Raw genomic sequence first — 19,779 nt, 5'->3', positions numbered from 1 at the left:
CCCCCCCCCCCCCCCCCCCCCCCCCCCCCCCCCCCCCCCCCCCCCCCCCCCCCCCCCCCCCCCCCCCCCCCCCCCCCCCCCCCCCCCCCCCCCCCCCCCCCCCCCAAGGCTCTATCTGGGCGATGGGGAGGGGCTTCGGGTGCGGAGGAGGTGGCGGAGGCGGGGGGTGATGGTGGTGGGGTCGGAGAGGTCCTGCCAGGTGATCCGGAGGAGGGTCCAGCCGGCTTCGACCAGGGCGTCGTGACGGCGCTTCTCGGCGAAGAGCACCTCGGCGGCACCGCCCGACGGCGCGTGGCGCGTGTACTTCACGAAGCCGTCGAACTCGACGCCTGCGCGGAGCTCGGGCCAGGCGAGGTCGAGACGGAACACCCCCAGATGGGTCATGACTTCGTGCTGGAGCACCGGGGCGGCGAACCCGTCGGTCAGCAGGGCGTGGCGGGTCAAGGTCTCACCGGGTGACTCGGCGCGGGCGTCGGCGAGCTCGACGACCCGGCGGGCGCGGCGGATGTTCCGGCTGCCGGGGGTCGCGTCGAGCATCGCCGTCAGGGCCCGCGGGTCGGCGCCCAGCCGCAGCGCGGAGTCGGCGACGACCAGGCCGCGACGTTCGGGCAGCAGGCGTGCGCAGTCGAGCAGCGTCCGCTCGAGGCTCGTGACCGGCAGGTCGGCGACCTCCGCCCGGTGCGTCGGCGGGAGGTCGGGGGTCCAGTGCCGACGCAGCCACGGGTCCTCCGCCCTGCGGACGCGCGGGTTCGTGAGCTGGGTCAGATGAACCGCGTCCTGCGGCTGCCAGACATCGCAGCCCCAGAGAAGCGCGGCCGTCTCGTGACTGAACCAGGACGGTGTGGTGATCGCGGCGCGCACGGCCGCGGCGCGCTGCAGGACCCGCTGCTCGCGGGCGAGCGCCTGGCCTGCATGGTCCTCGGGATCCGCTGCGACCGGCTGGGCGTACAGGCCGCGACGGACCCGCTCGAGCTCGCCGCCGTCAGGTCGTCGGGCGTCGCGCGCCAGGTCCCGTGCACGCCACACGGTCGGGATGTCCATCCCCGCAGGCTGCCCCACCGCAACCTGCCCCGACGCCCCCACGCATCACCTGTGGACAACCCCATCCGCCGAGATAGAGCCGTTCCGCTCAGATAGAGCCGTCTACGGCACTACCTCAGCGCGACGGCTCTATCTCGGCGAAAACACGGGGTCAGGGGGTGGGGGTGGGGGTGGGGGTGGGGGCCTGGTTGTTGTTGTTGGGGGTGGAGCCCTTGGAGACCTTGACGGTGACCGTGGAGCCGGCGGGGACCTGCTGGCCCGAGAGGGGCTCGACCGAGACGACGGTGCCCTTGGGCTTGTCGCTCTCGACGTCGGGGGCACGCTGCGGGACCAGGCCGGCGCCCTTGATGCGTTCCGCGGCCTGCTCATACGTTAGGTCAACGAGGTTGGCCGGGACCGTCGAGAGTTGGGGCGCGCGCGCGATGGCGACCTCGAGCCGCACCACGCTGCCCTGCTTGACGAGCGACTCGGTCGGGCTCTGGCTGAGGACCGTGCCTGGGGCCTCGTCTGACTGCACTTCGTTGATCCTGGGGGTCAGGCCGAGCTCGTCGAGCTTCTCTAGCGCCTCGTCCTGCGTGACCTTGGTCAGGTCGGGGAGCTCGACCAGGCCGGTCGAGATGAACAGCTCGACCGCGGACCCGGCCGGCACCGACTCGTTCGCGGTCGGGTTCGTCCTGATGATCTTCTCGGCAGGCTGCGCCGGCTCGTTCACCGGTGTCACGTTGCCCACCGTGAGCCCGATCGCAGCGAGGGCCGCGCGCGCCTCGTCCTGCGTCTTGCCGGTCAGGTCGGGCAGCGTGACGGTGTCCGCGCCGGTCGAGACCCACACCGAGACCTCGGAACCCTCGTTGACGGACGTGCCGCCCGCGGGGTCGGTCCGGGTCGTGTGGCCCTCGGCGATCGTGTCGCTCGCCTCCTGCTTCTGGATCGGGTCGAGTCCGAGCTTCGTGAGCTCGTCCACCACCTCGGCGACCGGGCGGTCGACCAGGTCGGTCGGCAGGGGGACCTGCTTCGGGCCCTTCTCACCCTGGCTGAGGAGGAGCGCCATGATGCCGATGACCGCGACCGCGGCGACGCCGATGAGCGTCCACAGCAGCCAGCGCTTCTTCGGCTCGTCCTCGTGGGACGCGTCGGGCGCGCCGCCACCGGGCTGCTGCTGGAGCCCGGTGCCACCGGGACCCGTCGGGCCCCACGGGGGGGCGCCCGCACCCGGACCCTGCATGACCTGCGTGGTGCCGGGCGTCGCACCCATCACCTGCGTCGCGTCGGCCGCAGCCGCGCCAGCCATGAAGGTGCCGACGGCGGGAGCGGTGACGTGCCCGCCGCGCACGGCAGCCTCGAGGTCGGACCGGAACTCGGCTGCCGTCGAGTAGCGCGAGTCGCGCTCCTTGGCGAGGGCCTTGAGCGTGATGCGGTCGAGCGACTCGGGCACGTCGGACGCGACCGAGCTCGGCACCGGGGGAGCCTCACGCACGTGCTGGTACGCGACAGCCACAGGCGAGTCGCCCATGAACGGCGGCCGGCCGGTGAGCAGCTCGAACAGCAGGCAGCCGGTCGAGTACAGGTCGGAGCGGGTGTCGACCGTCTCGCCGCGGGCCTGCTCGGGGGAGAGGTACTGCGCCGTGCCGATCACGGCCTGCGTCTGCGTCATGGTCGCGGCCGAGTCGGCCACCGCGCGCGCGATGCCGAAGTCCATGACCTTGACGGCGCCCGTGGGCGTGAGCATGACGTTCGCGGGCTTGATGTCGCGGTGCACGATGCCCGCGTGGTGCGAGTACTCGAGCGCCGAGAGGACGCCCGCGGTGATCTCCGCGGCCTCCTCGATCGGCACCGCGTGGCCGTCGCGCAGGATGTCGCGGACGGTGTGGCCCTCGACGTACTCCATGACGATGAACGGCACGTGCGCCACGACGCCCGACGGCTCGGTGACGACGTCCTCGCCCGTGTCGTAGACGGCGACGATCGCGGGGTGGTTGAGCGACGCGGCGGCCTGGGCCTCGCGACGGAAACGCGCCTGGAAGGACGGATCACGGGCCAGGTCGGAGCGCAGCACCTTGATGGCCACGGTGCGACCGAGCCGGGTGTCGTGCCCGATGTGCACCTCGGCCATGCCGCCGCGCCCGATGAGCTCGCCGACCTCGTACCGTCCGGCGAGGATCCGGGATCCGTCGTCCATCACTAGACGTCCTTCGCTGTCGTTCGAGTGCCGACCACGGTGGCGGTCGGCACATGCTGGGTGATCATGCCATCGACCGGGCCCGCGGAAGGGTATCCGCCGGTCCTGGTCGTCAGGGATCCGACGTGGAGCGGACCTTCGATCGTGGCGGTGACCTGCTGGTCGACCGTGGAGATCCCCTCGGCGCGCGTGAGCCTATCGGCCACCACCGCGCCCAGGACCGCGACGATCAGCAGCAGGATCGCCACGAGCGGCCACGTCAGCCGCCCGATGCGGATGCCGCCCGTCGGGAGCGTGCGGCGCGGACCCTTCGGCGCGGCACGGTGCGAACCCGTGGGTCGGCGGGCGTCGGTGCCGTCGCGCAGCTCGCGGCGCGGCGGGTAGGACGGCGGGGGCGGTTCCTCGCGCGAGGTGCGGGTGGTGTTGCGCGGACGCTCGGCCACCTCGACCTGACGTTCGGCGGCCTTCACGGGCTCGGGGGCACGGCGCTGCACCGGCTCGGGCACCACGAGCGAGACCCCGGTGGGTGGGGTCTGCTCGACCATCGCGTCGAGGGTGCGGGCGAGCGCGGCGGCGGAGCGCGGCCGGTCGGCGGGGTCCTTCGACAGCAGCCGCATGACGATCTCGGCGAGCCGCGTGTCGACCGCCGCGGGCAGCGGCGGCACGGGGGAGTTGACGTGCGCGACGGCGATGTCGACGGCGGTCGGACCCGTGAAGGGCCGGTTCCCCGCGAGCGACTCGTACGCGACGATGCCGAGGGAGTACAGGTCGGACGCGGGTGTCGCTGGCTTGCCGACGGCCTGCTCGGGGGACAGGTACTGCGCGGTGCCCATGACCATGCCGGTCGCGGTCATCGGCACCTGGTTGGTGGCGAGCGAGACGCCGAAGTCGGTGATCTTCACGCGCCCGGCCCGGCCGAGCAGGATGTTGCCGGGCTTGACGTCGCGGTGCACCACCCCGGCCACGTGCGCGGCGTGCAGGGCCCGCGACGTCTGCGCGAGGATCCGCAGCAGCCGCTGCGTGGGCAGCACGGGCTCACGCTCGAGCAGGTCGCTCATGGGTTCACCGAGCACGAGCTCCATGACGAGGAACGCCGAGCCGTCCTGCTCGCCGTAGTCGTACAGCTGGGCGATGTTCTGGTGCGAGAGCGAGGCCGAGTTGCGGGCCTCGGTGCGGAACCGCTTGATGAAGCCCGGGTCGCCCGCGAACTCCTCGCGCAGCACCTTGACGGCGACGTCCCGTGCGAGGGCGTCGTCGTGGCCGACCCACACCTCGCCCATGCCGCCCACCGCGATCTCGCGGACCAGGCGGTAGCGCTCGCCGAGCATCGTCCCCGTGGCGGGTCTCATCGGTTCAGCACCGCCTGCATGACGGCCTTCGCGATGGGCGCGGCGATCTTGCCGCCCGTGGCCTCGCTGCCGACGCTGCCACCGTGCTCGACGATGACCGCGACGGCGACCTGCGGGTCGTTGGCCGGCGCGAAGCCCGTGAACCAGGCGTGCGGTGCGGCCTCGGCCGTCGTCTCGGCGGTGCCCGTCTTGCCGGCGACCTGCACGCCCGAGATCTGCGCGGCCTTGCCCGTGCCGTTCTCGACGACCGAGATCATCATGTCCCGCAGCGTCGAGGCGGTGGACGTGGAGACGGCCGTCGAGAGCACCGACGGCTTGGTCTCGGAGATCACGTCGAGGTCGGCCGTGCGGATGGTCTGCACCGTGTACGGGGTCATGAGCTTGCCGCCGTTGGCGATCGCCGCCGAGACCATGGCCATCTGCATCGGGGTGGCGCGCACGTCCTGCTGGCCGATCGCCGACTTGGCGAGCTTCGCCGCGTCGAGGTCGTCGGACCCGGGGAAGAAGCTCTTCGTGACCGGCATCGGGATCGTCAGGGACGGGTCGTCGAAGCCGAACTTGTCGGCCTGCTCGCGCAGCGCGTCGTCACCCAGGTCGATGCCGAGCTGCGCGAACGCCGTGTTGCAGGAGATGCGCAGGGCGTCGGTGAGCGTCGTCTGGCCGCCCGAGCCGCACGACTCGCCGCCGTAGTTCTTCAGGGTGGTCGACGTCCCGGGCAGGGTGAGCACGTCGGGCGCGGTGAGCACGCTGTCGGCCGTGTACTGCCCGCTCTCGAGCGCCGCCGCGGTCGTGACCAGCTTGAACGTCGACCCCGGCGGGTACGTCTTGCCGTTGATGGCCTTGTTCTCGAGCGGGTCGTTCGGGGCGGCCAGGAGCTCCTGGTAGGCCGCGTTCGCCTCGGTCGAGCTGTGCGTCGCCAGCAGGTTCGGGTCGAAGCCCGGCTTCGAGACGAGCGCGAGGATCGCCCCCGTCTTCGGGTCGATCGCGACGACCGCGCCGACCTGGTCGCCCAGCCCGTCCCACGCGGCCTGCTGCGCGGCGGGGTTGATCGTCAGCTCGACCGAGGACCCCTGCGGCTGCTTGCCCGTGATGAGGTCCTGCAGGCGCGAGAGGAACAGCGAGTCGGACGTGCCCGTGAGCACGTCGTTCTCGTAGCGCTCGATCTCGGTGCGGCCGTTGGCGATCGAGTAGAAGCCCGTGACCGACGAGTAGAGGGCGCCCGGATCGTAGATGCGCTGGTACCCGAACGCGTCGTCGACGGGTTCCGACCAGGCGACCGGGGTGCCCGCCACGATGATCGGCCCACGCGGGTTGCCGAACTCGCGGTACAGGGTGCGCACGTTGCGGGTGTCGTTGTTGAGCGCGTCCGCCTGCACGAACTGCACCCAGGTGGTGCCGACCATGAGCACGAGGAACATCGACACGACGACCAGTGCCAGGCGCCGCAGGGGGGTGTTCACGAGTCGTCACCTCGCCTCTCGTCGATCCGTTCGGTCGGGTGGTCGTCGGTCGCGCCGACCTCGGTGCCCTCGCCGCGACGGGAGGCCGTCGACGGGCGGGCCGGGGCCGAACCCGAGCCACCGCCGACGACGGTCGGCGCGGGCGAACCGTGCGGCGGGGTCGGCAGCAACGGGCCCTGCACCACGCCCGCGGGCCGGCGCGCGTCGTCCGAGATGCGCAGCAGCAGCGCGGCGATGATCCAGTTCGCGAGCAGCGACGAGCCGCCGTACGCGAGGAACGGTGTGGTCAGGCCGGTCAGCGGGATGATGCGGGTGATCCCGCCCACCACCACGAAGCACTGGAACGCGACGACGAACGCGAGGCCGCCCGCGAGCAGCTTGCCGAAGCCGTCACGCACGCCGATCGCTGTGCGCAGCCCCCGCTCGGTGAAGACCAGGTAGATCATGAGGATCGCGAGCAGGCCCGTCAGGCCCAGCTCCTCGCCGAGGGACGCGACGATGAAGTCCGACTCGGCGTACGGGACGAGCTGCGGGCGGCCCGATCCCCAGCCGGCGCCGAACAGCCCACCGCTCGCCAGGCCGAACAGCCCGCGCACGAGCTGGCCCGAGCCGCCCGGGTCCTGCTGGAACACGTCGTTGTCGAGGGCGTGCAGCCACACGTCGAAACGTGCCCCGACGTGCGGGAACGTCGTCGCGACGACCCCCGCACCACCCACGAACAGGACCAGGCCGATGATGACCCAGCTCAGGCGCTCGGTCGCGATGTACAGCATCGCGACGAACAGCCCGAAGAACAGCAGCGACGTGCCCAGGTCCCGCTCGAGCACGAGGACGGCGAGCGACGCGGCCCACACCACGACGATGGGGCCCAGGTCGCGGATGCGCGGCAGCTGCAGGCCCAGCACCTTGGGGCCCGCCAGGGCCAGGGTGTCGCGGTTCGTGACCAGGTACCCCGCGAAGAAGATGGCCAGCGCGATCTTCGCGAGCTCGGCGGGCTGCAGCGAGAACGGCCCGATGCGCATCCAGATGCTCGCGCCGTTGATCTCCGCGCCCAGGCCCGGCACCAGGGGGAGCACGATGAGCACCAGACCGACGATCATCGCGGTGTACGTGTAGCGCCGCAGGGTCCGGTGGTCGCGCAGCAGCACGATCACCGCGCACGCCAGCACCACGGCCACGGCTGTCCACGCGAGTTGGCGGGTCGCGAACGGCGAGTAGTTCTCGCGCGCCGCGCGGGCCAGGTCGATGCGGTAGATCATCGCCAGGCCGATGCCGTTGAGCGCGACCGCCGCCGGCATGATCACCGGGTCCGCGTAGGGCGCCCGCCAGCGCAGCACCGCGTGCAGCCCGAGCCCGATCACCGTCATGCCGGCGCCGTACCCCACCACGTCCGCGGGCAGCTCACCCGTGACGCCGATCCCCACGAGCGCGTAGGCGGCGATCCCGAGGACGAGGGCGAGGGCGAGCAGGCCGAGCTCGATCCCTCTGCCCGGCCGGACGCGGTGCGGCTGGACGGTGGCCATCAGCCGGTCGCCGCCGGGGCTGTCAGCGCGTCGTCCTGGAGCATCCGGACCCGGTCGCGGGCGTCGTCGAGCGACTCGGCGGGGATGGTCTGGTCGAGGCGGGTGCGGACGTAGGCGGGCAGGTCGTCGACGTGCGCGTCGGAGCGCTCGACGACGGTGGACAGCGTGATCGGGCCGATGGTCTGCGGGATGCCGCGGTAGATCGTCACCACGTCGTTCGAGATCCCGACGTAGTACTGCGTCTGGGTCCACCGGTAGCCGAGGTACCCGGCGCCGGCGAGCAGGCCCACGACCAGCACCGTGACCAGGGTGCCGACCACGCGGCGGCGACGGCGGGCGCGCGGGTCCACCGGGTCGTCGAGCTCGTCCAGGTCGTCGACGCCGAGCGCTGCGGCACCGCCGGCGGGGGCCGTCCCGTCCTGCCCCGCATGGGAGTCGGTCCGGGCGGCCGCCGCCGCGGCTGCCGCCTGCTTGCTGAGGGTCGCGGCGCGGGCCGCGGGGCCGTCCGCCGCGGAGGTCGGACGGTGCCGGGTCGAGGCGGCCGACCCGACCACGCTCGCGGCGGTCGACGGGCCCGTGCCGTCGGGCACGTCGTCGAGCTCGACCACGTCCGCGACGATCACCGTCACGTTGTCGCCGCCGCCGGCCCGCAGCGCGAGCTGCACCAGGCGGTCCGCGCACGCGTCGACGTCGGTCAGGGTGCGCATCGTCTCGGCGATCGTCTCGGCGCTGACGAAGCCCGACAGCCCGTCCGAGCAGAGCAGCCAGCGGTCGCCCGGGCGCGCCTCACGGACCGACAGGTCGGGGGCGACGTCCGGCTCGAAGTCACCCAGCACGCGCATCACGACCGATCGCTGCGGGTGGTGCTCGGCCTCCTCGGCCGTGATCTTGCCGGTGTTGACGAGGTGCTGCACGAACGTGTGATCCGTGGTGACCTGCGACAACGCGCCGTCCCGCAGCAGGTAGCCGCGCGAGTCGCCCAGGTGCACCATCGCGAGCTTGTTGCCGGCCCGCAGGATCGCGGTGACGGTGGTGCCCATGCCGCTCAGGTCCGGTTCGGCGTGCGAGCGGGCCACGATCTCGTCGCGCGCCGCCTCGAGGGCCCGCTCGAGCTCGTCGAGCGCGTCGTCGGGCCCGTGCGACTCGCCGTCGAGCGGGGCGAGGGCCGCGATCGCGACCGAGGACGCGACGTCACCGCCCGCGTGGCCACCCATCCCGTCCGCGACCACGAGCAGGTGCGGACCCGCGTACGCGGAGTCCTGGTTGTTGGAACGGACCAGCCCGATGTCGGACCTGGCCGCGTAACGCAGCGCGATGGACACGGGGGGCTACCTCTGCAGCTCGAGCACGCTCTGGCCCACGCGCACCTGCATACCGGGCTGCACGGGTGTCGGACGGTCGACTCGCTGGTCACCGAGGAAGGTGCCGTTGGTCGACCCCAGGTCCTCGACCCACCACTGGTCGGCCTGGGGAAAGATGCGGGCGTGGCGCGACGACGAGTAGTCGTCGTCCAGCACGAGGGTGCACGACGGCGCTCGGCCGATGAGCACGGCCGACGTGCCGAGCGGCAGCGTCGTGCCGCGCAGCGGACCCTCGGTCACGACCAGCCGGGTGGGTGACGTCGAGCCCCGCGGCGCCCGGGCGCCCGACGGCGGCACGCTGCGCGCGGCGTCACCACCGGCCCCCGCGGTCGCGGCCCGCGGGCTGCGCCCCCGACGGTCGACGATCTTGGTCCCGTACAGGTCGCGGCGGAGCACGCCGATGGCCGAGAGCACGAAGACCCACAGCAGGGCCAGGTACCCCAGTCGCAGCAGCGTGACCGTCAGCTCACTCATGCGGACCGATCACTCGTCCTGCTCGTCGGAGGTCTCGCCCGTCCAGAACATGATCCGGGTCCGACCGATCGTCAGGGTGTTCCCGTCCAGCAGCGTCGCCGCCGGGACCTGGTGACCCTCCACGAACAGGCCGTTCGTCGACCCCAGGTCGCTCGCCACCACGCCGTCAGGCGTGACCCTGATCTCCAGGTGACGCCGCGAGACGCCCGGGTCGTCGACGATGATGTCCGCCTCCGAGCCGCGCCCGATGACGGTCACGGGGCCCGTCAGCAGGTAACGCTGCCCGTCGATGTCCACCAGCGGGTGCCGCGGGCTCGGCGCCGACGACGACGTCGCCGGGGCCACCGCGCCGCGCACCGTCGCGCTGCGCACCCGGAACCGACCCGTCTCCAGGTCCTCGTGCTCGAGGAACGTCACCGTCACCGGACCCACGAACGCGTACCGCTGGCCCGACGCGTGCTCCGTGACGTTCGCCGCGAGCTCGTCCGCCAGCGCCTCCGCACCCCACGCCTCGACCTGCTCGTGGTCCACCGGTGACAGCTCGATCGTGAACTCGTTCGGCACCACCGTGCGGTCCCGGTCCACCACCGCGGCCCGGTCGTCCACCTCACGCCGCAGCGCGCTCGCGAGCTCGACGGGCTTGACCTCGGAGCGGAACGCCTTGGCGAAGGCGTTGTTCACCACACGCTCCACGGAGTGCTCGAACTTGTCGAGGATGCCCACGCCTCCACCTCCTTCACGGTGCTCGTCTGCTGGTCGTCGGGCTTGATCGTATCCACGGACTGTACGGACAGCCTTGGTTCAGGCAGCACAGCATGTCCGAGTCGTCGGGCAGATCCCGTACGTGCACGGTGCACGTGCCGTGGAGGTGGTGCGCGCACCCGCTGCCGGGCCGCGCGGACGCCGACACCACCGGCCCGCGGGGGACCAGGATCGCGTGCGAACCTGAGTGCCGACACGTGTTAATGTTCTCAGCGCGCGCGAGTGGCGGAACGGCAGACGCGCTGGCTTCAGGTGCCAGTGTCCGAAAGGGCGTGGGGGTTCAAATCCCCCCTCGCGCACAGTGGCTTGTTCGTCTAGGACAGGCAGAGCAGTTCAGGTAACCCCTGGTCGGAGTGACTCCGGCCGGGGGTTTCCTGTTTGTGGGCCTGACCTGCGGTTGTACTAGCACACTGGCGTGCTCAGGTGCTGACGTGTGGGTCGGATGGCGCTTGCGGGCGCATGTCGATGAGCCCGTTGACCGTGGTGGTCAGCGGGCTGTGCTGGTGGTGCTGTTCAGTTCGTGCGGGTGGTGCCCCCGCCGCTGGTCAGGTCTAGCCGGGCTGGTCGGGCGGAGTATCCGCGGTGGTGTCGCGGTTGGCTGCGGCAGCGTCGGACTCCGCCGGGACGGGGATGTTGATCGCGTCGCGGTGGTGCCTGGCGACGAGCGGGTAGCGGCGTCGGGGTCCGGTACGCCGAGGGATGTCGCCGGTGGTGACGCGCACGTGCAGCGCCTGCTTGCGTGGCGAGGCGGTGCGGCGGGCGTGGATGGCGGAGAAGTCCGGGTCGGTCGTGTCGCCGATGGCGACGTGCGGGTACCGCCTGCGGGATCTTGACAGTCGGGGCCGGGGCAGTGGTCTGTGGCATGGCCGCCGGGGCCCTGTCCGGTGCCGTGAGCAACCTGTGGGCTTCCAAGGTTTCAGCACACCACGAAGTTCTCCGCGAAGTTCCTGGCCCTCGACGCCGGCCTTGGCTTCGCCTCGGGCGCCGCAGGCGCAGTCGTCGGTAGGGGACTCGCGGCTCTAGCACCCAAGCTGAGCGGCGGAGCACCAGCCCTGACAGGGCAACTACGCGCCAAGGTCATCGGCGCGGCGACGGGTGGTGCCAAAGTCGCCGGCGCCGCAACGGGTGGTGCCAAGGCAGCGAGTTCTACTGCGGCGTCCGCTAATGTTGCGGTAAACGCCGGTCTCACGGCTATCGAGGCATCGCCCCGGGTCGCGCCTTGGGCAGGGAACTCGCTCAGTCGTCTGTCCACAGAGGGCGAGACGATGTATCGCGTCTGGGGTGGCGGTGCGGATCAGGCCGGTTCGTGGCTGACCGCCATCAGGCCGGTTTCGTCGGCTGCCGCGCAAGAGGGCCTTGCACTCCCGGCCGAGAACGCGGCGACTTACGTCTCGCGGGTGACCCTCCCGCAAGGCGTTCGCATGCAGGTGGGCACGGCCGCACCAGCCTTCGGTCAGTCGGGCGGTTGGGCGCAAGCCCAGCTTCTGGAACGCATCCCGCTCTCCAGCTTCGGGAAGGGGGGACTCCTCCCATGAGCACCCGTGTCTTCTATTCCGTCAGCGACGGGATCCTCACGGTCTCTCTGGACGATGCGTCGGACGTGTGGGCGGGCCTGCCGGACGGAATGCGCGTTCTCGATCTGCGTATCGCTTCGGATGGTCGTTCAGCCCTTGCGCTGCTCGACCCACCAGCTGGCGGGGGCCGAGTCAGGAACCTCGTGCGAATCACGTCGGCCGCCGAAGTGGCCTGGCGAGGCGAACTCCCGCAGGCTGGCGCGACGGACGCGTTCGTGAGCCTGGACACCGACATCGACGGGGTTGTGCTCGCATCCACGTGGACTGGATACCGCGTCCGACTTGATCCTGCGACGGGGCGCTTGCTCAGCCAGGAGTTCACGAGGTGATCGGCGCGCTGGCTCAGTCTGCCCACCTGAACCGCCCATGGCGCTGGACCGGCGCACTCCTTGCTGCCGTGTTCGCACTCCTGTGGGGGTCACGCGGAGGCAAGCATCCTTGATTACATGAGCACGAACGGAATCCGGCCGCTGACAGTCGGTGCTGGCAGGTCAATCTGTCCTGCGTGTGCCTCACTGCTCGACCGCGCCGGTGTCATTCCCGCGACTGCGCTGAAGGTGCCTCAGTGACCGCGCGTCTCGCCACCGTGGCGCCGGACTTAGTGGAGGTCCTTGGGCGGAAGTCTCCGGCGCAGCTGCGGGCCATCGCGGTGCAGGCCAGCGCGTGGATCGTTGAGGAGGTCGGTCTGGTCGATCCCAGGCTTGATGCGGCCTTCGCCGCCTTGCGGGAGATGAGAGTGGGGCGTTCGCCCGAGCGAGATGCGCTGAAGTTGCTCGTGGACGAGCTCGACGAGCGCGCGTGGGATGTTCAGGACGAGGTTGATGCGGGAAGGGCCCGGCAGGAGGAGTACCTAGTTGCCTTCTCGCTCGCTCGAGCGGCTTCGGCAGTCTGGTTCGCCTTGGACGGTGACACCCTGCAATCCGCCCTGGAAGCCGTCTACGAGGCTCAGGCCGCTACAGGTGATCTCGCCGGCCGAGACCTGCTCGTCTGAGTCTTCGGCGCGTTCGGCTCCGCGGGCGCGACGCAGGAAGTCCGCGAGCTCTCGGTTCAGGTCGGCCATGACGACATCGTGCCGCGCGGGGCGTCCGGCTGCCTGGCCCTGCGCGTCCTACCCACCGGCAACCCAGGCGGGACCGGGCCGGACATGACGCCCCGCGGGCCCTGCTGTCGCCCAAGACTCGAGGAGCACGTACGGGCACCGCGTGCCCGCACCGACAGCCTCAGGAGGGCTCCATGTCCCGCACCCCCACCACCTGGTTCGTCACCGGCACGTCGCGCGGCCTGGGCCTCGCCCTCGTCCGGCACCTGCTGGACCGCGGCGACCGGGTCGCCGCCACCACCCGCTCGACCGACCGGCTGCTGACCGCGCTCGGCGGCGCCGGGACCGATCAGCTGCTGCCGCTCGAGGTCGACCTGACCGACGGTGGCTCCGTCCGCGCCGCCGTCGGGGCGGCCACCGAGCGGTTCGGCGGTATCGACGTCGTGGTGAACAACGCCGGCTACGGCTATCTCGGCGCGGTCGAGGAGACGAGCGACGCCGACGTGCGGCGGATGCTCGACGTCCAGGTCAACGGCACCTGGAACGTGCTGCGCGCCGTCCTGCCCGGCATGCGCACCGCCCGCTCGGGGCACGTCATCACGGTGTCCTCGATCCTGGGCCTGGTGTCGTTCCCCGGCTGGGGGCTGTACTGCGCGGCCAAGTACGCCGTGGAGGGGCTGACCGAGTCCCTGGCCGGCGAGGTCGCCGAGCACGGGATCCGAGTCACCATCGTCGAGCCCGGGTACTTCGACACGAGTTTCCTCACGGCAGACTCCCTGGAGGTCACCACGGGCGCCGGCGACGCCTACCCAGGCATCCGCGCCATGATCGAGGCGCACCGCGCGATGCCCGGCACGCAGCTCGGCGACCCGGCCAAGGCCGCCGCGGCGATCGCCGCCGTGCACGATCGCGGCCAGGGCCCCCTGCGCCAGCAGCTCGGCTCGGACTCCTCGGCCATGGCAGGTGACAAGGCCGCCGCCCTGGCAGCCGACGTCGCGGCGGGCCGGGACCTGGCCCACTCGACCGACCGGGACCGCTGACACCACCGACGCGTGCACGAGGGCGAGTGCCGCTATCCCTGTGGCGCTCGCCCTCCATGGGCGCCCCAACGCTCGCGGCGAAGGTGTCTGACGACGACCCGATGGTCAGCAAGCAGCGAGCCCACCGCCGCCTTGTTGCTGTGCGAGCGCCACCGCCGAGGGCACGATCGAGGACCTGTCGCGCCCGCTCGCCAGGCCCGATGAACCAGCGGTGCCGGACTGCTGGCGATCGCCGTGGTGCCGTGAAGTAGAGCGCCCCCGAAGTCGTCTCGCTCGTGCGATCGTGGCCCAACGTCGTGCTGTCACGCCGACGGGCCGGCGCGCGATAAGAGGGGTATGAACTCGCCACCACCGTCCGACGACGAGGTCCTCTTCCGGCTGCCGCTGCACCCCGACGGCATGGGGCTGCTGTTCCAGCGCCACGCGGGTGCCGTCTACCAGTTCCTGGCCCGACGCGTCGGAACGCAAGTCGCGGAGGACCTTCTCGCCGAGGTGTTCGTCGCCGCCGTCGCGGCCCGCGTCCGGGTCCGCCCGCACGAGTCTGGCTCTGCTCTTCCATGGTTGTACGGCATCGCGCGCAACGTCGCCGCCACGCACTTGCGACGACGGCCCCGACCTGACGGCTGGCCGCCGGACGACGACATCGACTGGGCCGCGGTCGACGAGCGTGTCGACGCCGCAGGTCGCCGGAACGAGTTGCGGCAGGTGCTCGCCGAGCTGACGTCCGACGAACGGGACGTCCTGCTGCTCGTCGCATGGGACGGCTTGTCGCCGTCCGAGTCCGCCGCCGTCCTCGGCATCACAGCCGAAGCCGCGCGTGCGCGACTCTCCCGGGCGCGCCGTCGCGCGCAGTCCGTGCTGGACACCCTCGTCGTGGAACCAAGGAGCTGATCATGGACCTCACCACTCTGCTGCAGGAGACCGCACCCGGGCCCACCTTCCTGTCCGACGACGCTCGAGCGCGGGCAGCCGACCTAGTCGACTCCGAGGTGCTCGCCGCATCTCAGCGCGTGCACGTCGTCCGCCGAGCCAAGCGCCGCCGTCGTGCCGCGCTGGCCTCCTTCGTCTCCGTAGCCGCCGCTGCTGCGTTCGTCATCGCGCCCACCGTCGACCTTGGCGGCGGACGCCCCGACAGCGCGCAGGCTGCGGCCATGCTCGTGTCTGCGGCCGCGGCGGCGGGCGACCAAGCCGGCGGGTGGCCCGATGCCGCCTACTGGCACGTCGTCTCCGCACAGGAGTACGACGGCGTGGCGTACCCGCGCGAGATGTGGCAGGGCCGGGCGGCCGATGGTGCGCTCCAGGACACGGCCTTGTACAACGAGGCAGCTGAACTGAGCGGGCCAGACGGTGTCTACACCGCGGGCCTCGGCCCGGCGCTGTTCGCCGGATACTTCGACTGGGCAGGCCTCTACGCGCTGCCAACCGAACCGACCGAGCTCGAGCGAGTTCTCCGCGAGACAGGCGAAGGCCACGGACCTGATCCGGATAGCCAGCTGTGGTCGGACATCGGCGAACTGCAGCGCGAGACTCCCGCGCCGCCGGCCCTGCGCTCTGCGCTCTGGACGGTCGCGTCGCGAATCCCGGGCGTCGTCCTAGTCGGCGACGCCACGGACTCCACAGGGCGGGTGGGCACCGCCGTCGAGCGGGACGCGACCGCAGACAACTGGTACCGCGAGCGCTACATCATCGACCCCGCGACCGGGGACCTGCTGGAGGAGGTGTCCTATGACCAGCACGGCAAGGTCATCTACCGGATGACGATCCTGTCGCAGGGACCGACCGAGACGGCTCCGGCGATCGACCCGCCTGTCTGCGGTCCGGGGTCGGTACCCGAGCACAGCTGCTGAACGCGATCGACAGTAGCCGCCTCACGAGGCGAGCCGGGGAGATGGGCTCGTCGAGCAACGGCGAGAGAGGGGGGACCCCGGCCGGCTTTCCCCGGCCGAGGTTCCCCCACGCTTCTCGACTTCGAGAACCGACGCCCGTCCGACGATCAACCGGGGCTCCTTGTTGTGCTGCTGGCCTGGAGGTTTGTCAGCTCGGGCGCTCCACGACCCCGCAGTTCGAGACCTGGAACCGAGTGGCGACGTCCCAGAAGCGCTGGGAGACCACAAGCACCGAGCCGGAGTTCAACCAGGCGTCATCGCCGCCGCCCTCGCGGCCGGTCACCGTCATGAGCGACCACGTGCCGATCTGTGTGTCGGGGCGCAGGCCGGCGAACTGCTCGGATGCCACGGCCGGCACCGGCGCGAACGACACCCCACGCACGCCCGGCTTCTTCCAGTGCCGCGCCAAGCCTGGCCGTCACGGCAAACAGCGGATAGGTCTCGATCACGTCGTCGCCGAGCCACCCGTCGAACTCGAGGGACACGTTCGAGAGCCGAGGGGGCCTCACCGATGTGTCCCACACCGTCTCCGGGCCTGCGTGCCCGGGGACCTCCGGTTCCAGCTCGTACACGCTCATGCCACTCCCTGCGGATCTGTGACAGGTGAACATCAGAGTTCACCCGGTTCGGGATGCCCCGCAGTCTCGAACGAGGTGATCTGCGAGCGGGCCACCCGCCCGGGTGCTCTATTAGGACGACGTGCTCGACGCGTGGTGCACCCACATCTTGCCGTGCAGCCGCGGGTGGACGCCGAGGTCGTCGTACCTGGCGTAGCCGGTGATGGGCGGGCGCTCCGCTAGCCTGCGTCTCGCGCAGATCCCACTCGAACGCCCGCAGCCTCGGCCCCCGCGCACCCAGAGGCACGAGCACCCACCGACGGGTGAGGAGGTGACGGTTGATCGTGGCTCTTGAGAACGCTCAGGTGGTGCTGCGCGAGGCTGCCGCCGAGGATCACAGTGCCGTGGCAGAGATATGCCGGGCGAACCGCCGTGCTGTGTGGGGTCCGCAGGCGCTCGTTTCGAAGGTCGACCGTCTGGCCGTCGTGGCGACCGTCGACGGTGAGGTCGTGGGCGTGGCGAAGACGCACCTGTTCGAGGAGCCGGACGGCGACGCACCGGCGGGCCACTACCTCTGCGGCATCGAGGTCGCTCCGCAGTGGCGGCGCCATGGGCTGGGGTCGCGGCTGACGCGATCCCGTCTCGAGTGGATCTGGGAGCGGAGCGACCGCGCCTTCTTCTTCACCAACGAGCACAACAGCGCGTCGATCGGGCTGCACCGAGGGTTCGGGTTCACCCCGATCTCCATCGGCCCGACGGTCCGAGGGGTGTCTGCCGACGACGGCCTCGCGGACCTGATCCTCTACGAGGCCGTCCGACCTGCTCTGGCTAGCTCGGCGCAGTCCGGGAGATGACGGCGAATGTCGGTCCGGTCGGGTCGAACGGGGCGCCGGTGATGTCACCGAACAGCTCCGGCTCGGTCAGACCCGCAGCGACGAGTTCCGCCGTGACCTCGGCCGGTGTCAGGCAGTGCAGCCAGTTGCAGAACTGCCGGACCTCGGTGCCGGTGTCGATCGTGTAGCGGTCGAGCACCAGCCGGAGCTCGGGGTACGTCCACGTCTCGTGGGTCCCGACGTAGGGCGATGGCGCCCAGAACCCGCCCATCAGGTCGTGTTCGCGGACGACGCCCGGGTGTTCGTGGTCGAAGCGCGGAGCTGCGGTCACGTCCATCACGACTGCGCCCCCTTCATTCAGCGCCGCCCGGGTTCTGCGCAGCAGACCTGCTCGCTGGTCGGGGCTGAGCACGCAGAAGTCCTCGTAGACGAAGATCGCGGCGTCGTACCCGTGGCCCAGGTCGTCCTGCAGGTAGTCGGCCCGCCGGAACTCGGCGGGAAGCCCCTCAGCGTCTGCGACCGAGCGCGCATGGGCGATCGACCGGCGGGACACGTCGAGACCCGTGACCGCGATGCCCTGGCGGGCGAGGCGGCAGGCGTACAGCCCGGGGCCGCACCCCAGGTCGAGCACCCGGCTCCCCGGGTGCAGGTCGAGCACGTCGACGAGCCACGCCACCGAGCGGTCGATGACGGCGTGCGGACGGGAGGCCGGGACTGCGTCGGGGTCGAGGTGCAGGGCGAGCATCTGGGCGGAGATGTGCGGGTCGTCCCAGAAGGCGGGCGTGGTGAAGACGCTGAACGGTTCGGGCCGGGACAGGGGTGAGGACGGCATGGGGCTCCTGGTGTGCGAGGGCGTGCGGAGGCGCCGCGCGCGTGTGGCGCGCAGGGTGCCGGTGACATCACCGAACAGCTTCGGCTCCGCCAGGCCGGCAGCGAGCCGCACGGCGACCGGGTGAAAAGGGCCGCTCGATAGTCCGCACTGTCTGGTTGGCGCCGCGTTGTCCGCCGGTGGGCTGCGGCCCCTTGCGGGTGTCACGACTACCTTGGGCCAACGTGGTCGAGCCCTGAGGAGGGCATGTGCGCAGCCCTGTCGTCGCCCTGGCCGTCACCGACCAGTACGTGCACGCGGACGATGACACGCCGGCCGTCGTGTCCGCGCCGGCCGCACACCGGTTCACGCGCGCGCTTCTCGTCGACCTGGTGGTCGGAGCAGGGCGGCCCTGTGCGACGCGCTAGCTCCGTGCCTGACTCGCTCCTGAGGGCGGTGGGCGACCAGCTCTCCGGTCCTCTGATCGTGCAGCTCGGACCGGACATCGACGCCACCACCGAGGCGCTGCTCACTGCGCGCGGCGTGGAGACGACACGCAGCTCGTCGTCCGCCCTCGTCACCGTGACGGGCGATGCCGCAGCCGTCCCGGCGGGGACACGATGGGTGCACACGCCCTCCATGGGCGTCGATCGGCTCCTGGCTCCGGGATGGGACAGCACGCGCCTGCTCACCAGGACCGTGGGGGACATGCCGAGGCGTATCGCGTCGTACACCTCCGCGGTGCTCATGGCAGAACGCTGGCAGCTCGCCCGGTACGTACGGGACCAGGCGGGGGGCCGCTGGGCACCCGCCATGGACCCGGCTCCGCTGGCGCCCGAGCGCTGCCTCGTGATCGGCGTAGGGGAGGTCGGCCAGGCGATCGCTCACCGCCTCGTGCGGGAGGGGCACGACGTGACCGGGACGAGCCTGTCCGGACGCCCGGTGCAGGGCGTCCCGACGGTCGTGCCGTTCGCCGATCTGCCGAAGCACCTCGACGTCTCGGTGCTCGTGATCGCACTGCCCTCGACATCCTCCACCGAGGCGATCATCGACGACTCGTTCATCGGGAGGCTCGTCGGCGCCCATCTGGTCAACGTGGGACGCGGAGCCACGGTGGACGCCGATGCGGTGCTCCGTGGCCTCGACACCGGTCATCTACGGCACGCGACGCTCGATGTCCTGTCGCAGGAACCGCCGCCGCATGCGTCACCGCTGTGGTCCCACCCGCGCGTCGTGATCACGCCGCACATCGCAGGCCGGACCGCGCCCCTGGACACGGTCACGAGCCTGATGGGTGCTTGGGTCGCCTTGCGCGATGGCAACCGGCCCTCGACGCTCGTCGACCCCGTCCTCGGATACTGAGATGAAGGCACCGTGCTGATCCTCCGTGAGCTACCCGTCGAGCAGTGCGCGGAGGTCGTCGCCTGGGTGACGGATCCGCTCGTCCAGTTCTGGTGGACCGCGAACACCTTCGACTCGCCTGTGCGGTCCCACGATCTGGCCGGTCACGTCACGGCAGCGGAGGCGAAGGGCGGGCGTGCCTGTCTCGGGGCGTACGAGGACGGGACCGAGCTCGTCGCCTACCTGGAGATCGGTTCGATCGACGAGGCCAACCGGTCGGGACGCCTCGAGCGCATGATCGTCGCACCCGCAGCACGGGGTCGCGGCGTGGGCCGCACGGTGGTCAGGGCCGCGCAGGACAGGTTCTTCCAGGACGGCCACATGCATCGGCTGGAGCTCGTCGTCGCCTCGGACAACGTGGCGGCTCAACGCTGCTATCGGGCTGCCGCCTTCACGGCCGAGGGTGTGCTGCGCGAGTCCCGCCTCGACGGGACCCGGTGGCGGTCGGTCGACGTCATGGGAATCTTGCGCGCGGAGTGGGAGCGTGCGCGGTGA

Annotated in this window: 18 protein-coding genes and 1 tRNA gene; 9 read left to right on the top strand and 10 right to left on the bottom strand. The window is 71.4% G+C overall.

What is annotated here, in order from left to right; genetic code table 11:
• Nucleotides 1-111: 111 nt before the first annotated feature.
• From ACGIF2_RS16125 to ACGIF2_RS16090, 8 genes are all read right to left on the bottom strand, one after another.
• Complete coding sequence (locus tag ACGIF2_RS16125; protein WP_396048061.1) at nt 112-1,041, bottom strand: hypothetical protein; 930 nt, start codon at nt 1,039-1,041, stop codon at nt 112-114.
• Nucleotides 1,042-1,192: 151 nt separating this feature from the next.
• Entirely contained in the window at nt 1,193-3,217 is a 2,025-nt protein-coding gene (gene pknB / locus ACGIF2_RS16120) for a Stk1 family PASTA domain-containing Ser/Thr kinase (RefSeq protein ID WP_396048059.1), read from the bottom strand.
• A gap of 2 nt (nt 3,218-3,219) precedes the next feature.
• Nucleotides 3,220-4,566, bottom strand: a complete 1,347-nt coding sequence (locus ACGIF2_RS16115) for a serine/threonine-protein kinase (RefSeq protein WP_396048057.1) — start codon at nt 4,564-4,566, stop codon at nt 3,220-3,222.
• A complete protein-coding gene (locus ACGIF2_RS16110; RefSeq protein WP_396048055.1) occupies nt 4,563-6,026 on the bottom strand; it encodes a peptidoglycan D,D-transpeptidase FtsI family protein in 1,464 nt (487 codons plus the stop codon). Before ACGIF2_RS16110 ends, ACGIF2_RS16115 begins: the two co-directional genes overlap by 4 nt.
• The gene (locus ACGIF2_RS16105; RefSeq protein ID WP_396048053.1) at nt 6,023-7,549 is read right to left on the bottom strand and encodes an FtsW/RodA/SpoVE family cell cycle protein; all 1,527 of its coding nucleotides are present in this window, start codon (nt 7,547-7,549) and stop codon (nt 6,023-6,025) included. Before ACGIF2_RS16105 ends, ACGIF2_RS16110 begins: the two co-directional genes overlap by 4 nt.
• Entirely contained in the window at nt 7,549-8,871 is a 1,323-nt protein-coding gene (locus tag ACGIF2_RS16100) for a Stp1/IreP family PP2C-type Ser/Thr phosphatase (RefSeq protein WP_396048051.1), read from the bottom strand. The genes ACGIF2_RS16105 and ACGIF2_RS16100 overlap by 1 nt, the downstream gene beginning before the upstream one ends.
• 6 nt (nt 8,872-8,877) lie before the next feature.
• Entirely contained in the window at nt 8,878-9,384 is a 507-nt protein-coding gene (locus ACGIF2_RS16095; protein ID WP_396048049.1) for an FHA domain-containing protein, read from the bottom strand.
• A gap of 9 nt (nt 9,385-9,393) precedes the next feature.
• A complete protein-coding gene (locus ACGIF2_RS16090) occupies nt 9,394-10,107 on the bottom strand; it encodes an FhaA domain-containing protein (RefSeq protein WP_396048047.1) in 714 nt (237 codons plus the stop codon).
• A gap of 255 nt (nt 10,108-10,362) precedes the next feature.
• Here ACGIF2_RS16090 and ACGIF2_RS16085 point away from each other — a divergent pair.
• The 6 genes from ACGIF2_RS16085 to ACGIF2_RS16060 all read left to right on the top strand — a co-directional run bounded on the left by ACGIF2_RS16085 (nt 10,363) and on the right by ACGIF2_RS16060 (nt 15,646).
• Nucleotides 10,363-10,445: transfer RNA gene (locus tag ACGIF2_RS16085), tRNA-Leu, on the top strand.
• A 1,232-nt stretch (nt 10,446-11,677) separates the two neighbouring features.
• Nucleotides 11,678-12,049, top strand: coding sequence for a hypothetical protein (locus ACGIF2_RS16080; RefSeq protein WP_396048045.1), 372 nt, complete (start codon nt 11,678-11,680; stop codon nt 12,047-12,049).
• A 236-nt stretch (nt 12,050-12,285) separates the two neighbouring features.
• On the top strand, nt 12,286-12,711 hold the full coding sequence (locus tag ACGIF2_RS16075) for a hypothetical protein (protein ID WP_396048043.1): 426 nt from the start codon (nt 12,286-12,288) through the stop codon (nt 12,709-12,711).
• A gap of 242 nt (nt 12,712-12,953) precedes the next feature.
• Nucleotides 12,954-13,799 carry an SDR family oxidoreductase gene (locus ACGIF2_RS16070; protein WP_396048041.1) on the top strand — a complete coding sequence of 282 codons (846 nt, stop codon included), beginning with the start codon at nt 12,954-12,956 and terminating at the stop codon, nt 13,797-13,799.
• Nucleotides 13,800-14,135: 336 nt separating this feature from the next.
• On the top strand, nt 14,136-14,690 hold the full coding sequence (locus ACGIF2_RS16065; RefSeq protein WP_396048039.1) for an RNA polymerase sigma factor: 555 nt from the start codon (nt 14,136-14,138) through the stop codon (nt 14,688-14,690).
• A gap of 2 nt (nt 14,691-14,692) precedes the next feature.
• Complete coding sequence (locus ACGIF2_RS16060; RefSeq protein ID WP_396048037.1) at nt 14,693-15,646, top strand: CU044_5270 family protein; 954 nt, start codon at nt 14,693-14,695, stop codon at nt 15,644-15,646.
• Nucleotides 15,647-15,833: 187 nt separating this feature from the next.
• Here ACGIF2_RS16060 and ACGIF2_RS16055 read toward each other — a convergent pair whose 3' ends face one another.
• Entirely contained in the window at nt 15,834-16,067 is a 234-nt protein-coding gene (locus tag ACGIF2_RS16055; protein ID WP_396048035.1) for a hypothetical protein, read from the bottom strand.
• A gap of 519 nt (nt 16,068-16,586) precedes the next feature.
• On the opposite strand from ACGIF2_RS16055, the gene ACGIF2_RS16050 reads away from it, so the two are divergent.
• Nucleotides 16,587-17,096 (top strand): GNAT family N-acetyltransferase, encoded by a 510-nt coding sequence (locus ACGIF2_RS16050; protein WP_396048033.1) that lies wholly within the window; start codon nt 16,587-16,589, stop codon nt 17,094-17,096.
• Here the strand turns inward: ACGIF2_RS16050 and ACGIF2_RS16045 are convergent.
• A complete protein-coding gene (locus ACGIF2_RS16045) occupies nt 17,071-17,907 on the bottom strand; it encodes an SAM-dependent methyltransferase (RefSeq protein ID WP_396048031.1) in 837 nt (278 codons plus the stop codon). The two genes, ACGIF2_RS16050 and ACGIF2_RS16045, sit on opposite strands and share 26 nt — an antisense overlap.
• Nucleotides 17,908-18,315: 408 nt before the next feature.
• On the opposite strand from ACGIF2_RS16045, the gene ACGIF2_RS16040 reads away from it, so the two are divergent.
• Both ACGIF2_RS16040 and ACGIF2_RS16035 read left to right on the top strand, forming a co-directional pair.
• Nucleotides 18,316-19,245 carry an NAD(P)-dependent oxidoreductase gene (locus ACGIF2_RS16040; protein WP_396048029.1) on the top strand — a complete coding sequence of 310 codons (930 nt, stop codon included), beginning with the start codon at nt 18,316-18,318 and terminating at the stop codon, nt 19,243-19,245.
• Nucleotides 19,246-19,257: 12 nt separating this feature from the next.
• Complete coding sequence (locus tag ACGIF2_RS16035; protein WP_396048027.1) at nt 19,258-19,779, top strand: GNAT family N-acetyltransferase; 522 nt, start codon at nt 19,258-19,260, stop codon at nt 19,777-19,779.

The organism is Cellulomonas sp. P22, assembly GCF_044392165.1.
Note: the sequence above shows the minus strand (reverse complement) of the source record. Positions and strands in the feature narration are given on the sequence as shown.

Bases quoted from the DNA above. Each gene is read 5' to 3' on its own strand.
- ACGIF2_RS16105 (WP_396048053.1), bottom strand. From the start codon at position 7,549: ATGGCCACCGTCCAGCCGCACCGCGTCCGGCCGGGCAGAGGGATCGAG.
- ACGIF2_RS16080 (WP_396048045.1), top strand. From the start codon at position 11,678: ATGAGCACCCGTGTCTTCTATTCCGTCAGCGACGGGATCCTCACGGTC.
- ACGIF2_RS16125 (WP_396048061.1), bottom strand. From the start codon at position 1,041: ATGGACATCCCGACCGTGTGGCGTGCACGGGACCTGGCGCGCGACGCC.
- ACGIF2_RS16070 (WP_396048041.1), top strand. From the start codon at position 12,954: ATGTCCCGCACCCCCACCACCTGGTTCGTCACCGGCACGTCGCGCGGC.
- ACGIF2_RS16045 (WP_396048031.1), bottom strand. From the start codon at position 17,907: ATGCCGTCCTCACCCCTGTCCCGGCCCGAACCGTTCAGCGTCTTCACC.
- ACGIF2_RS16065 (WP_396048039.1), top strand. From the start codon at position 14,136: ATGAACTCGCCACCACCGTCCGACGACGAGGTCCTCTTCCGGCTGCCG.
- ACGIF2_RS16060 (WP_396048037.1), top strand. From the start codon at position 14,693: ATGGACCTCACCACTCTGCTGCAGGAGACCGCACCCGGGCCCACCTTC.
- ACGIF2_RS16115 (WP_396048057.1), bottom strand. From the start codon at position 4,566: ATGAGACCCGCCACGGGGACGATGCTCGGCGAGCGCTACCGCCTGGTC.
- pknB (WP_396048059.1), bottom strand. From the start codon at position 3,217: ATGGACGACGGATCCCGGATCCTCGCCGGACGGTACGAGGTCGGCGAG.
- ACGIF2_RS16095 (WP_396048049.1), bottom strand. From the start codon at position 9,384: ATGAGTGAGCTGACGGTCACGCTGCTGCGACTGGGGTACCTGGCCCTG.